This window comes from Tardiphaga sp. vice304 (assembly GCF_007018905.1).
Taxonomy (GTDB): domain Bacteria; phylum Pseudomonadota; class Alphaproteobacteria; order Rhizobiales; family Xanthobacteraceae; genus Tardiphaga.
The window spans coordinates 818,025-831,645 of record NZ_CP041402.1; the positions used below are offsets into that span (position 1 = coordinate 818,025).

Here is a 13,621-nt window from a genome sequence, read left to right on the forward strand (position 1 = left end):
GCGTGGCCGGGGGGGCATTTTTGCTCCAGCAACAGTTATAGGCGCTTTCTCCGCCTTGCGGAATCGATTGCCCGCTTGATCCTTGCCATCAACCGAGTGTTTCGCGCATCGCAGGCGCGCTGATAAGCGGCAAACAGCTTAGCGAGTTCGCGAGCCCATTGGGCATCCCCAAATTTTTCCACTGCGGCAACTCCTGTGCAGCGCCGGTCTTGGCGCGACGTAGGTTTATAGTCCGTAGCAGGAGCCGAAAATTGACAGTGTGAGCGGAGGTTAAGGAATGCGCACGGGCTGGGGAGCGCTAGGCGGCAGCTGGCATTTGGCACCGGCCTAATTGCCGGCAGCGGCCGCCAGGCGGTTTGCTGATCCCACGGGGCCGCAAAACGGTCGCAGGGAGGCGGCTGCGCGACCCGCCAGAGAGCCTAGCCGGGTTTGCCCGTACCCGTGTGGCCAAAACGGCCCGGCGCGGCCTGCTGGGTCGCTAAACCGATGCAAAAAGGCAACACCGTTGGATGCTCAGTTCGGAACGTAACCGAGCGGCATCAGTTCGTAGCTCAGCTTGCCGCTATGAGCGGAAGCCAATCGGACTGTCGAAAGCTTCGTGCCAAGTAGCGCGCTGCATCAGCCCATTACCCCTGTCGGAGGTTCAATGGAACGGTTCATCAACTCGGAAAATATCAGGAATTATCGCCTTCTCCTCAACGATCCTGATATTGAGAGAGACCCGGTACGACGTGCCATGCTAGTCCGTTTACTTACTGCAGAGTTGGCGAAGGGAACGACGTCGCAATAATGCTGCTACTATACAATTGACATGGATCAGCGAGTTGTGTCCGCAAAAGAGCAGACAGCTCGAAAATCGTAACTACATTATCGTAGCATAACCGAGTGGCTTTCTCAGACTGTTCCGGTTTTGTTAGGGACCCGGTCAGACGGGTCGGGTCCCGCCTTTGACGGCGAAATGCGACATTCGCCGCAATCTGCCAACGCGGAGTTGTGGTGCATCCACGGTCTAAACTGTTTGCATTTCGACCTTTGACACGATCGCTCAGAGCATAGCCCGGTTCGTCCCTAGTGGCTCTGGCTTCCATTGTAAACTGGCATAGACGCCGCGTGCTGGCGATGCGATTTCGCCGTCCCTGTACATGTCAGGCAGCAAATTCTTGATGTTCACGGCCTGTTGGTCCGGCAACGCTGCGGTGATTTCCGACACCTTCATAGGACGAACCGACGATGCGAGGAGCGCGATGATGCGAAGGCGCTGACCCGACCCCTTGCTCTCAGGCTTCTCTCCGAGGTCGCGCCAACGGAAGTTTTCCATCTTTACAATAATCCGAAAGCTATCGATTTCTCTGCCCTTGCCCCAAAGGAAATGACCGGCCCCATCTTCACCTAGGATAATGACTGCATCCGAGCCGCCGCCTAAGCCGCCGGTCCCACTGATTGTGTCTAACAAGTTATCGGCCGCCGCCTTCCTTTGATGGTGAAGGACAAGAATTGAGATTTTCATGTCGCCAGCGAGCTTTTGAAGCTCCTTTAAAGCCTCATAGTCAGACGTATATTGCGTGCTCGTCTTGCCTGCATGCGATCGGACCATCTCCAAGATATCGACAATAACAAGTCTCGGTTTCTCGACAGACTGGCACCACTTGCGAATTTCGTCGAGGCCACCTTCTGCGAGCTTAGGCCATTCGGTTGCGCATATTAGGCGCGGAGGCCAGTCGGACATCCGGGCGCCGATCATGCTTGTCAAGCGCCGCTGAATCCGGCGCTCGTTGTCCTCCAGGAAAAGCCCAAGTACATCTCCTTGCTCACATATTCTGCCAAGAAACTGCCCGCCGCTCGATACCGCCACCGCCAGATCAAGCGCCATAAAACTTTTACCGGCCTTAGGCTTCCCAACCAGCATCGTTAGCCCCTCCGGAAGGATATCCGGCGCAATCCATCGAAGCGGGTCAAACACTTTATGCTGAATGGTGGAGACGGACCAAGTCAGGTTGCTGAACGATGGCTTACTTTCATGTCGTTCGCGCCGATCCTGATTGATAGAGACGGAAAGCTCTTCGTCAGTTTTAGGGGGTGACTTTGATCTCGATACGCTCATGTTTCTCGCTCATAAGTAATACGCCAGCTAGGATAGCTTCGGTCGTCGCTAAATTGATCTGCAATGTCGAAGATAGTGCCGGCCATCGCTCGTTTTCCCGACGTGGGACGAGACGATGCAATTTGCTCCCACTTATCTCTACACTTGTCTCGGCTGTATCTTGGCTCATCAGCTCCGCCGCGCTCACTACGACAAGTGGTTTTGTCTCGAGCGCTCCAATTATCAAACAGGCCAAAGCCGTTGTTTCCAATTTCATTAAATATGGCACATCCGATCTTCCACCACGCATCGTACGAAACCATGTCGGGCGGAATGACTAGGAGAGCTATTCGAATACCGAGCTTGTTGGTATCTGTTTCTTCCGAGCTGACGCCTCGACCGGCATCCGAGCAGAGCCTCGCGGAGCTCCGGGTTCGTTGCAATAACGATTGGAGGTGGTATCGACGAATTGTGGGGCACTCGACCAATGCGAGGGCTCGATGTGCTAGGACGTTTCCGCAACCAGTCAAGCAGATAGTCTGGCGCTCGTGCAATGGGGCACGAATAGTCGATCCAAACTCGGCCTTTGCTTGGCGCTGCTACGACCATGCCGCCGTCGCCGCGTATGTCGAGTCCAGACGATAGGCGGTTTATCGCGCCAAGCATGCCGACGCTATTCTTCACTAAAAAGCCGGGATGTTGGAAGAAATAGTGCAAGCCACCGCTCGGTGTCCGCGCTGTCAACGTGAGTGACAGCGGCCCGTACTCACTAACCAAGACGGCCAAAGAGGTTGGACCATCTTTACCGGGCTTGCCGGCTTTGGGCACGTCGACGTCCAAGACGAAAATGCCGGATAGTTCGCCTGTCGCAATTCCTAGCTCGGCGTCCTTGAAGCGATCCTCAAAGTAATATTTCAGAACTCGCGGATCGTTCGACGCTCCCCAGTTCAGCTGCACGTGCCTATTCTTCTTGGACAAGTGTCCGCGACGTGTACCGGTCCTGAGCGGGAAGCAATAAAATCTTTGCGTTGCGGCATAGAGCTGCGCAGCGTCGCTAGTAGATAGGCGCAGTTCCGCGCTCTCAGCATCATTGCTTGAGCAGAGCGGTGAGCTTATTATGTGGGGGTTGCAGCGGGTTGGCATTCGTAGTGCCCTTCTTGTCAGCAACGGCCCGACCTGCGGCTGCACACCGCGGTCGGGCAGATTTTCTGCTCAGCACGAGACGCGGGGTCGCGACGCGATATAGTCGATGACCTCTTGCTGGTAGAACGCTATGCGCCCTGGGCTTTTGCGAATTGGCTGGGGAAAATCCGGGATCGTCTTCAGCCATCGCCACAAAGTGACCTTGTGACAGCGAAGCATGACCGCGACCTCTTCAGCGCTGAGCAGCGGCGAGGGCGGGATGGCTGGCAATAACTGCTGATTCGACTGCGGCACTTGAACCTCCTGCACGAACAGATGTCGCGAGCTGTCGCTCACGTTGTTCCGAACAGGACCAAGGTGCAAAGCTGATGCGCCGTGCGTGATCCGCGCTGCCAGTAGACCCTGCTAGTTGACATTGCCAGTAATGTACGCTGGGCCGCTTGGGGTTGCAATCGGGGGCTAATAAATAATTGGCTTGGCAGCCCATTGCTTCGGTCATCGAAGTGTGAGCGCCCTACACGAGGGCTCTGCAAACCTGCTACGCCTGCTACCAGCGGCGATAGCTGCCCTAGCAGGTGAATAGAGTGTGTGTGTTTGCAACGGAGTGGTAGTGGACACCTGTGCTGCCTTGCGGCCTCACACCATCCTGTAGTGGCAGGTTTAGCAGCCTATATGCCCAATACACGCGCCGCAGGCTTAGCAGGCGCAGCAGGGCCGGCACGCGCGGCACGCTGGACCCAAAAAAGGATCGCTGACGACCAGTATAATAGCGTGCAAATGACGGCAAATCGGGGCATTCGCGCGACGCGGGGTGCCAATTTATTGGCCAAGCGCGACGTCACATCTTTGTCGGCGCGAATCCCGACAACTACACTTCGTGGCCAACCCAAAAATCGGAGCGTGCCATGACCAAATCGAAATCGACAGTCGTCCCATTCGCCTCGACCGCGACAACGCCGCGCAAAAACGGGAAGTTCATCAAGGGTGCACCGAAGCCGCCGAACGCAGGTCGCCCTCGCGGCAAGCGCAACAAGACGACGTTGATGCTCAAGGAAGCTATCCTCACTGCGGCGGAGCTTTGCGGCGCAGACGGCAGGGGCAAGGACGGCATGGTCGGCTATCTGAAAATGCTTGCCGTTAAGGAACGCGCTCTGTTTACGCGGTTGCTCGAACGCGTGTTGCCGATGCAATTGAACGTGAAGGACACTACCGACAAGATCATGACGCCCGAGGAAGCGGCCCAGCAACTGCGCGATCGCGGTCTGCCGGTGCCTCCATCGCTGCTGGAGCTAAGGGCCGAAGCCATTGCGACAAAGTTGGACGAGAATTGGGACAACGAAGAACTTGGCGAAAACGATGGTCCGAGCTACCCGCCTTTGCCGACAACGGACTGAACTACAACCAGCCGGATTTCAGCGTTAGTTGTGCTTCGAATACAACGCCACCGCTTGCATCGCGGACGCTGACGTGAAACGCTCGGTCGCACCCGCCGGGCAAGCGATCGCGAGCGACAGTCGCGAGGAAGGCAACAGCCTCGTCCGGCACTTCGTCCGCAGCAAGCTCGACGCCCATGTCGTTGGCATGGTTGTCCTTAGCGTCGTCAGTTAGGTCAAAGAAATACATCGGCATTTTTGCTGTCCTTTAAGGCCAGCTATAGCTTGCTCGGCTGTCGCTGTCGGCACGGCCGGCGACCAAGCAAAGCATCGCGATAGCGCGGGCAACCCGTACAGCACCGAGTGCCTCGTTCCGGCCGACCAGCGGATTGAGTCGCTACCTGCTCAGAGCCCACAACCCCGGACGGGTGCTACCCCCAGAGGCCAAAGACGGCTTATATTCCTAGCTTTAGCTTGTCCGGCGCGGTAGGCTGCCGTGGCCGGCAAGATGCAAGAAAGGACCACGCCATGTCAGCTCACAGTTATCACCGGACTACAGATGGTCGTTTGGTCGACGAGACCAAGGCTTTCGATGCGGGGGTGTTACGCCCCGGCTTCACGATGCGAACCAAGACGCAGTTGATGGACAATGCCGGCGCAACGCTGTCGTCGGACCAGTTGTCTGACGCCGAGCTGGACGCGCGCTCCGCTCGCATCGACGCGTTCAATGCGAAACTGTCCGACGCTTGGCGTGATCCATCAGTACCCCCGCAAGCGAGCGTTCCCGACGCGCTGGATGTCTACGACAACTACGACCGACGCACGTCTGAGGCGTGGCGTCAGATCTAATCCCAACAACCAAAGGAGAGAGACATGACCAGAACAACGCTACCCCCAATAGCCAATGCCAAATTCGCTGCGATGCTGGACGAGGTCGAGACAGCGCAGACCAGCGCCGTAAGCGTGCAGCGTCGCATCAAGGGAATGGAAGATCAGGTCCGCAATAACCCCGCTTCTGCGTCCGACATGGAGCCCGAGCTGGCCCGCCAGCGCGCTCGCCTTGGGCAACTACAGTCTCGGCAAATCGACCTGACACACGTCACCACAGCGATCAGCACGTGGTTGATGCAGCTCGGTTCCGGTTACGATCTCCGCGACGTGCCGCCAAGAAGCTACGAGCGATACGACGGCGAAACCTACATCGAGGCAGTCGACCGCATACGCCGCAACGTGGCCGACTTCAGGTCCTCAAAGGCAAGCGTTCAGCACGCGCGCCTGCCAGACGCGGACTTGTTCGAGGCTGCGGATGCCTACGTGGAAGCGTTGCGCGCGAAGGGACGACCGGAAGTCAGGCTCGACCCGGGAGCACTGTCGATCAAGTTCCGCTTGGAGGGCTACGCCGCCGATGCGGTGGCCCTTCTAGCGTGGCTCGATCCAGACACCATGAAGGCGAGGCTGCACCTCGACATCGAAGAGCGGCTCAGTCAGCCCGCCGAGGCCGACAGGTTGTATATGTCTCTGGCAGAGCGCGAGCTGGCGCTGCTCGACATCGAGGCTCGCGCGCTGGCACAGGAGCGCGAGGAGGAGCAACTCATCTGCGAAGCGCTATCGATGGAAAACACTGACATTCCGCGCCGACGGAACGCTCCTCCTGGCGCGATACTCGGTGTCGAGGTTGTCCGCGCCGAAAGGAAGCTGTCGGCGGCATAGCTTCCCAGGGCGCGGGTTGGTCTTCGCGCCATGGGCTCCACCTCGTGGGTGTTATTCTCCTTTCACCCGCGAGCGCGGGCGGTCGGGTTTTGTTGCCCCGGCGCGGCTCGCACTTATTGGCGCACTCGGGTGGTCGCCACAAATAACTCCCGAGAGCCGGCGGCCGATCAACTCCCCTCGGCGCGGCCGGCATCTAGGCGCTTGAAAGCCCCGCTCTTGCGGGGCCCTCTTGCAGCACCTGACGTGGAATCACAGGGCACGCCCCCAGTGGTAGCCCCATGCGAAAGTTCGCTAAAAGTCACGTTTTGCTAGGCTTTTTGGCCCGGATGCCCGGCACAAGGCCGGGCATAACGACCTTCTGGAGACGTGCCGGTCTTTACGCCTTGTCCAGCCCGTACAGCGTGTGCAGCGTGCGGACCGCCAGTTCGGTGTAGGCGGCGTCGATCAGCACCGAGAACTTGATTTCGGACGTGGTGATCGCCCGGATGTTGATCTTGCGCTCGGACAACGCCGCAAAGGCCTCCGCGGCGACGCCGGCGTGGCTGCGCATGCCGGAACCGATCACCGAGACCTTGGCAACGTCGGTGGCGGTGTCGAGCCGCTTGTAGCCGATTGTGGCCTGGGCCGAGGTGATGGTCTCCTTGGCGCGGGCATAGTCGGAGGCCGGCACCGTGAAGGTGAGGTCGGTGGTCTTGCCGTCCTCGGAGACGTTCTGCACGATCATGTCGACGTTGATGTTGGCCTCGGCCAGCGGCACGAAGATCGAGGCGGCGACTCCCGGCTTGTCGTCGATCTGTCGGACCGAAATCTGGGCCTCGTCCTTCGAGAACGCGATGCCTGTGACGACGTGGCTTTCCATGATTTCCTCCTCGCTGCAGATCAGCGTGCCCGGCGGCGTGCCGTGCGGGTCGATGTCTTCGGGTTTGTCGAAACTTGAACGGACGAATATCGGCATGTTGTGCACCATGCCGACCTCGACGGAGCGGACCTGCAGCACCTTGGCGCCCTGCGACGCCAGTTCCAGCATTTCCTCGAACGCCACCTTGTTGAGCCGCTGCGCCTTCGGCACCACGCGCGGATCGGTGGTGTAGACGCCGTCGACGTCGGTGTAGATGTCGCAGCGGTCGGCCTTGATCGCCACCGCGATTGCCACCGCCGAGGTGTCGGAACCGCCGCGGCCTAGCGTGGTGATGCGGCCGGTCTCGGCGTTGATGCCCTGGAAGCCGGCGATCACGGCGACTTCCTTGCGGTCTTGGAAGCGCGAGATGAGCTCGCTGCCGTCGATCTCCAGGATGCGCGCCGAGGCGTGGGCGTCCGAGGTCTTGATCGGGATTTGCCAGCCCTGCCAGGAGCGCGCCTGGATGCCGACCGCCTGCAGCGCGATCGCCAGTAGGCCGGAGGTCACCTGCTCGCCGGAGGCGACGATGGCGTCGTATTCGCGGGCGTCGTGCAGCGGCGAGGCGTCGGTCGCCCAGGCGACCAGCTCGTTGGTCTTGCCGGACATGGCGGAGACCACCACGGCGACGTCATGGCCGGCGTCGACCTCGCGTTTGACGTGCAGCGCGACGTTACGGATGCGGTCGATGTTGGCGACGGACGTACCGCCGAATTTCATAACGAGACGGCCCATGACGAGTGGTGCATTCCCTGGCGACAGTGGGTAAAGATACCGCGCACGAGTGCGCGCAAGCGAGAAGGCGCGTATACCGAGCGGCGCGGGCCGGGGCAAGTCATCCCGGTTCCCAAAAGCGGCGATACGTACCGAGATCAGACATTCAGGACGGCCATGGGGCGCTATATCGACGATATCCTGCAGCCCGGCGAAAAGCTGCTGTATTCCAGCAATTTGCACTGGGTCGTGTATTGGAAAGCGATTCTGGCCTGGATCGTCGCCTGCACCCTGCTGGTGCTGTCGCGCACCACGCTGGAGGAAAACCTGATCCTGTTTTACCTCGCCAGCGCCGCTGTGCTGGCCCTTGCGGCATTATACTGGTCGGCGAGGGCCTGGTTCCTGCGCTGGACGACCGAGACCGACGTGACCAATCTGCGGGTCGTGCACAAGACCGGCTTTATTACCCGAAAGACCTTCGAAATCAGCGTCGACAAGGTCGCCAGCGTCAGCGTCGATCAGAGCATCATGGGACGTATTCTGAACTACGGCGACGTCATCATCGAAAACATGGGCGACGACGAGCAGAAGATCGAGACCATCGCGTCACCTCTCGCATTTCGCAGCAATATTACCGCCCGATAGGACACGGTCCGACCATGACCACCACAACCAATCCCCAGGACGCTTCCGCCTCCTCCGTCGATGCCGCTGAAATCGCGAAGTTTTCAAGGCTGTCGGACGAATGGTGGGACCCCAAGGGCAAGATGGCGCCCTTGCACAAGATCAACCCGTTGCGGCTGAGCTACATCCGCGATGCCGCCTGCCGCAAGTTCGAGCGTAACGTCAAAAGCCTGAACAGCCTGGCCGGGCTGCGCATGCTGGATATCGGCTGCGGCGCCGGCCTTTTGTGCGAACCGTTTGCCCGGCTCGGCGCCGAGGTGATCGGGGTCGATCCCTCCGCTACCAACATTGCGGTCGCGAAACTGCATGCCGAGCGCGCGCAGCTCTCTATCGACTATCGCTGCACCACCGTGGAGGAACTGGATCCGCTTGAGCGCTTCGACATCGTGCTGGCGATGGAAGTCGTCGAGCATGTCGTCGATGTCGGCGCCTTCCTGAATCGTTGCGCGCTGCTGCTGAAGCCCGGCGGGCTGATGGTGGTCTCCACCCTGAACCGCAACTGGAAGAGCTTTGCGCTCGGCATCCTCGCCGCCGAATACGTGCTGCGCTGGCTGCCGCGCGGCACGCACCAGTGGGACAAGTTCGTCACCCCCGCGGAGCTCACGCAGTACCTGGCGCGCAACAAGCTGGCGATCACCGAACAGAGCGGCGTGACCTACAATCCGCTCGCCGATCGCTGGGGCCTGTCGCCCGACATGGACGTCAACTACATGGTGGTCGCGGAAGGCATTTGAGTCGGCGCATCATTCGTCAGGTTTGTTTGCGCCGAAGGCGCGGATCAGACGGGAGTCGCGTGGGTAGTTTTTCTGTCTTCGTGTGCGTCTGCCAAGCCTTGAGCCAAGCGCATCGCGCAAAGGCTTTCCGCCCGAACGGTGAAACGTGCCCATTTCGGTCTGCCGACCATCGGAGGTAGCCGAAGGTTCTGAGCGAATCGGCCGATCGCCCGCAAAAGGTACATGAATCCGCGGCAGATCCGTACGCCGGCCTTCGCGGCCGATGATACCATTTCGCGCCCGTATTTCTACACTCCTGCAGGTTAACTCGCGGGTAGCGACAAGCGTACAAACTGTTCGTACCTTGAGAGTCCACTGGAGCTTTCCAGAGTCGCGGTAATCCAAGCAAGAAAACAAAGAAGCATCTTTAGTGCGTAGGTTTTGCGGCGCCCACGAGCGCGGTGCCGCTCAGTCAGTAGCGTATCTGCTTGATGGATAATTTCCTCGAATGATGCGCCCGAACGGGGCCTCGAAGGACTGAAAAATGAGAAGGTCGTGTGAGCTGTTGACGCCATGCGTCCGTGATGTGGTCGAACGCCCTGTCGGAATGCGCGCTTTGTTGCTGGACGACGACGCAAGTGTCTGCGCTGCGTTGCAGGCAATCCTGGCGACGCAGGGAATCGAGGTGGTGACAGCGTCACGCGCGCATGCGGGCCTTCACGCTCTCAAGCAGTCCAGTTTCGATATCGCCATCGTTGATATCTTCATCCCGGGCATGGGTGGCCTCGATGCGATTCAGATGATCAGGCAATTGCTACCTAGCATTCCGATCGTCGCGATGACCGGATTCCGGCTGCGCCCGAGCCGCAATCCAAGCATGGACTTTCTTCAACTCTCGATACAACGCGGCGCGACATATGGAATCCTCAAGCCCTTCAGCCCCAACCAGTTGAGCCATGCTATCCGCGAGAGCCTTGCCGGACATTCGCCGGTTCAGCCGACTCCTGCCCCTGAAGCGGAATACCGGACATGACGGAGTGCCAGATCGAATTGGAGCCAGATTTGCAACTGGGCAGCGAGAAGACCGCTCAAGAACTGAGCGCACCCTCCGCCAGAACCGATGATGCGCGGCGCATTGCTGCCAACGAAATTGGCGCTGCCATTTCTCACGAGATCACCGAGCCTCTCACGGCGCTGATGCTATATGTGCAGGAATTGAAGCGCAGCTTCGAGAGTGAACCTCGCGATATCCCAGCCCATGCGAACGAGATGCTGGAGAGCGCCTTGCGCGAAATCACTCGCGTTTTCACCATCATGGATCGGATCCGCGATCGCTTCGAGGGGGCTGACGACCTAGAAATGACAGTGGCGCGAGGTTGTGACGTCATCAACTGGTTAAAGCGTACCATAAGCGAAAGTGTCGCTACTGACGCCACGGTATTGCCAAGAAAACGTCTGACCGCGCGTGAGCGGGAGGTGCTGGCGCTGATCGCCGGTGGGTCGTCGAACAAGGCGGGCGCCATCACCCTTAAGATGAGTCCGCGCACGTTCGAATCCCACCGTGCCAAAATTATGCGCAAGCTCAGCGTCAGGAATACCGTGCAACTCGTCCGGGCCGCCCCGCTGGAAATCCCGGCACTGCCGCCCCTCCTGGCCGGAAAGCTCTGTGATGAATAGTCTGCGGGGCTACATCGGCGAGCGCAGCCTTGCCGAAGAGATGTTCCGACTGGCGGTCGAGGCCTGCCCCAATGGCATGATCATGGTGGACAGCGATGGCGAGATTGTCATGGCCAATTCCGAGATCGAACAACAGTTTGGCTACAAGCGCGAGGAGCTGATCGGGCAACGCGTGGATATACTGGTGCCGAGGCGGTTGCAGGCGCAGCATGCGCTGCACAGGGCCTCGTTCACGCACCGGCCCGGCGCCGGCGAGCCGGAGACGCGGAGAATGGGCGCGGGACGCGACCTGTTCGGACTGCGAAAAGATGGTACCGAGTTCCCCGTCGAAGTCGGGCTGAATCCCATCCGTGCTGGCGAGCATCTGCTGGTGCTGGGCGTGATCGTCGATATCAGCCAGCGCAAGCAGATTGAGCGCCTGAAGGAGGAGTTCGTCTCGACGGTGAGCCACGAACTGCGCACGCCGCTGACCTCAATCGCCGGTTCGCTTGGCCTGCTGGCAGGGCAATGGTCTGGCAAGCTGCCGGAATCAGCCGCGCGACTGTTGTCTATCGCCCACAAGAACAGTCAGCGCCTGGTGCGGCTGATTAACGATATCCTCGATATCGAGAAAATCGAGTCGGGCCGGGTGGTGTTCAACAGCGTCAGGGTATCGGCGAAATCCATCGTTGAGCAGGCGATCGAGGATAATCGCGGCTTCGCGCTCGGATATGGAGTAGGCATTCAACTCGATCCGGCCTCGATCGATTGCGAACTCAACGTCGATCCGGACCGGCTTTGCCAGGTCATCACCAATCTGCTGTCGAATGCCGCCAAATTCTCGCCGTCCTCCGGCGATGTCATTGTCAGCGTCCGCAGCTATGCTGCGATGGTTCGGATCGCGGTTCGCGATTACGGTAGCGGCGTTCCGGAAAGCTTCAGCCCTCATATTTTTGGCAAATTTGCGCAGGCTGACGGAACTATTTCGAAGGACAAGGGCGGTACCGGCCTCGGTCTCAGCATCGTCAAGCAGATCGTGTTGCGCCTCGGCGGCGAGGTCGGATTCATTGACGCCGCGGGCGGAGGCACCGAGTTCTGGGTCGACCTGCCGATCTGGGACGACAGCGCCGGTGGTGAAATCGATTTGCTCTACGACGCCGCGGCGCCGCGAATTCTGCTGTGCGACGACGACCGGGCGGTGGCGCGCACTGTGCGATTGCGTCTCGGTGCCGCTGGCTTTGCCGTGGATTTCGCCCACACGGTGGACATGGCGATGACGCGTTCCGCTGCGACGAAGTATGCGGTGGTGCTTGTCGATCTGCGTCTGCGCGGAGGCGACGGCATTGATCTCATTCTCCGGATGCGTGAGATTCCGAGCCATCGCAACACGCCTATCCTGGTTCTGTCGGAGGATACCGAGCACGGCCGCGGCGATGTCAGGTCGTCCCGGCTCAACGTGCTCTACTGGTTAGGCAAGCCGATCGATTTTTCGCGGCTGATCCAGTTGCTGCGGGTCCTCACTGCACCGCAAACCCGTGAACGGCCGCGCATCCTCCACTTGGATGACGATCATGACATCCTTTCCATGGTCATGCATACGCTGCACCCGATCGCCGATGTAATATCGGCGGACACGATCGAAAGTGCGCGGCACATCATCGCCACCGACCGGATCGATCTCGCCATCCTCGATACCGAACTGCGCGGGAGTAGCGGCCTCGATCTGCTGCCGGAGCTCACCGACGACCTCGGCCATTGGATTCCCGTCATTCTATTCTCGGCGTTGAGCGGCGAAATGGTTTGCGGCGATCAGGTTGATGTCGCGATTCAGATGCCGGGGACGACGCTGTCGGATCTGCTGATCTCGGTTAGCGATCGCCTCACATTGCTGCCCGCAGGCTTTCCGCTGGTGCCCGTATGACACAGATTCGCATCCTCCATGTCGACGACGAACCCGACATTCGCGAGGTGGTGGAAATCTCGCTTGGAATAGATCCTGACTTCGTTATTCGCAGTTGTGGCTCTGGGGCGGAGGCCCTGGTGTTGGCGACGGAGTGGCTGCCGGACGTCATCCTGATGGATGTGATGATGCCGGCGATGGACGGGCCCGCTACGCTGGAGCGACTGCGGGAAAATCCGGCGACGAACAGAATCCCGGTGATCTTCATGACGGCGCGCGCCCAGACCCGCGAGCTCGATCAATTCCGGGCGCTTGGTGCCATCGGCGTGGTGCCCAAGCCATTCGATCCAATGACCTTGGCAGTTACGGTGCGTGACTACATCGCGCCACCAGATGATCCGCTCAAGGAGTTGCGGGACGGGTTCTTGCTGCGGCTCGATCGTGACGCCCGGCGTTTGGTGGAGCTGCGCGACGATTTGCGCTCGGGGGATACATCCAGCGATATGATGGTAAGCCTGCGGTATCTAGCGCACAATCTGGCGGGCGCCAGCGGAATCTACGGATATATACCGATCAGCAACGCAGCGGCCGCCCTCGAGGATGCGATCATCGCCGATCAGGCCGGCACGGGCGATGCGATCGTACGTGCCATCGACGCCCTGCTGGACATTACCGAACATCAAGCCGAGCTACGTGGGCAGTTAGCGCATGCCGAAAGCAGAACCATCTAGGTATTGCTACCGAAGCGTTCCT

At 59.7% G+C, this 13,621-nt stretch carries 16 protein-coding genes; 9 read left to right on the top strand and 7 right to left on the bottom strand.

Annotated features, from left to right (window positions below):
- Nucleotides 1–1,045 precede the first annotated feature (1,045 nt).
- From FNL56_RS03855 to FNL56_RS27565, 5 genes are all read right to left on the bottom strand, one after another.
- The gene (locus tag FNL56_RS03855) at nt 1,046–2,101 is read right to left on the bottom strand and encodes an AAA family ATPase (RefSeq protein WP_143581783.1); all 1,056 of its coding nucleotides are present in this window, start codon (nt 2,099–2,101) and stop codon (nt 1,046–1,048) included.
- Nucleotides 2,098–2,436, bottom strand: a complete 339-nt coding sequence (locus FNL56_RS28705) for a PriCT-2 domain-containing protein (protein ID WP_368039346.1) — start codon at nt 2,434–2,436, stop codon at nt 2,098–2,100. The genes FNL56_RS03855 and FNL56_RS28705 overlap by 4 nt, the downstream gene beginning before the upstream one ends.
- Nucleotides 2,357–3,223 carry a bifunctional DNA primase/polymerase gene (locus FNL56_RS28710; RefSeq protein WP_143581785.1) on the bottom strand — a complete coding sequence of 289 codons (867 nt, stop codon included), beginning with the start codon at nt 3,221–3,223 and terminating at the stop codon, nt 2,357–2,359. Before FNL56_RS28710 ends, FNL56_RS28705 begins: the two co-directional genes overlap by 80 nt.
- A 69-nt stretch (nt 3,224–3,292) precedes the next feature.
- Nucleotides 3,293–3,559, bottom strand: coding sequence for a helix-turn-helix transcriptional regulator (locus FNL56_RS03870; protein WP_143577509.1), 267 nt, complete (start codon nt 3,557–3,559; stop codon nt 3,293–3,295).
- A 532-nt stretch (nt 3,560–4,091) separates the two neighbouring features.
- On the bottom strand, nt 4,092–4,274 hold the full coding sequence (locus FNL56_RS27565) for a hypothetical protein (RefSeq protein WP_168204622.1): 183 nt from the start codon (nt 4,272–4,274) through the stop codon (nt 4,092–4,094).
- Between FNL56_RS27565 and FNL56_RS27925 the strand changes: the two genes are divergently transcribed.
- Nucleotides 4,267–4,617 (top strand): hypothetical protein, encoded by a 351-nt coding sequence (locus tag FNL56_RS27925; RefSeq protein ID WP_210245460.1) that lies wholly within the window; start codon nt 4,267–4,269, stop codon nt 4,615–4,617. The two genes, FNL56_RS27565 and FNL56_RS27925, sit on opposite strands and share 8 nt — an antisense overlap.
- Before the next feature lies 1 nt (nt 4,618).
- On the opposite strand, the gene FNL56_RS03880 is transcribed toward FNL56_RS27925, so the two are convergent.
- Complete coding sequence (locus tag FNL56_RS03880; RefSeq protein WP_143577510.1) at nt 4,619–4,852, bottom strand: DUF6894 family protein; 234 nt, start codon at nt 4,850–4,852, stop codon at nt 4,619–4,621.
- A gap of 311 nt (nt 4,853–5,163) precedes the next feature.
- On the opposite strand from FNL56_RS03880, the gene FNL56_RS03885 reads away from it, so the two are divergent.
- Entirely contained in the window at nt 5,164–5,445 is a 282-nt protein-coding gene (locus FNL56_RS03885) for a hypothetical protein (RefSeq protein ID WP_143581786.1), read from the top strand.
- Between the two features lie 24 nt (nt 5,446–5,469).
- Nucleotides 5,470–6,306, top strand: a complete 837-nt coding sequence (locus tag FNL56_RS03890; protein ID WP_143577512.1) for a hypothetical protein — start codon at nt 5,470–5,472, stop codon at nt 6,304–6,306.
- Nucleotides 6,307–6,682: 376 nt separating this feature from the next.
- On the opposite strand, the gene FNL56_RS03895 is transcribed toward FNL56_RS03890, so the two are convergent.
- On the bottom strand, nt 6,683–7,936 hold the full coding sequence (locus tag FNL56_RS03895) for an aspartate kinase (protein WP_143571675.1): 1,254 nt from the start codon (nt 7,934–7,936) through the stop codon (nt 6,683–6,685).
- 156 nt (nt 7,937–8,092) lie between these two features.
- Between FNL56_RS03895 and FNL56_RS03900 the strand changes: the two genes are divergently transcribed.
- From FNL56_RS03900 to FNL56_RS03925, 6 genes are all read left to right on the top strand, one after another.
- Nucleotides 8,093–8,560, top strand: a complete 468-nt coding sequence (locus FNL56_RS03900; RefSeq protein WP_143571676.1) for a PH domain-containing protein — start codon at nt 8,093–8,095, stop codon at nt 8,558–8,560.
- Between the two features lie 14 nt (nt 8,561–8,574).
- Nucleotides 8,575–9,333 (top strand): bifunctional 2-polyprenyl-6-hydroxyphenol methylase/3-demethylubiquinol 3-O-methyltransferase UbiG, encoded by a 759-nt coding sequence (ubiG, locus tag FNL56_RS03905; RefSeq protein ID WP_143571677.1) that lies wholly within the window; start codon nt 8,575–8,577, stop codon nt 9,331–9,333.
- A 595-nt stretch (nt 9,334–9,928) separates the two neighbouring features.
- Nucleotides 9,929–10,345, top strand: coding sequence for a response regulator (locus FNL56_RS03910; protein WP_168202851.1), 417 nt, complete (start codon nt 9,929–9,931; stop codon nt 10,343–10,345).
- On the top strand, nt 10,342–10,989 hold the full coding sequence (locus tag FNL56_RS03915) for a LuxR C-terminal-related transcriptional regulator (protein WP_143571679.1): 648 nt from the start codon (nt 10,342–10,344) through the stop codon (nt 10,987–10,989). The genes FNL56_RS03910 and FNL56_RS03915 overlap by 4 nt, the downstream gene beginning before the upstream one ends.
- Entirely contained in the window at nt 10,982–12,889 is a 1,908-nt protein-coding gene (locus tag FNL56_RS03920) for a PAS domain S-box protein (RefSeq protein ID WP_246660965.1), read from the top strand. Before FNL56_RS03915 ends, FNL56_RS03920 begins: the two co-directional genes overlap by 8 nt.
- Nucleotides 12,886–13,599 carry a response regulator gene (locus FNL56_RS03925; RefSeq protein ID WP_143571681.1) on the top strand — a complete coding sequence of 238 codons (714 nt, stop codon included), beginning with the start codon at nt 12,886–12,888 and terminating at the stop codon, nt 13,597–13,599. The genes FNL56_RS03920 and FNL56_RS03925 overlap by 4 nt, the downstream gene beginning before the upstream one ends.
- Nucleotides 13,600–13,621: the final 22 nt, after the last annotated feature.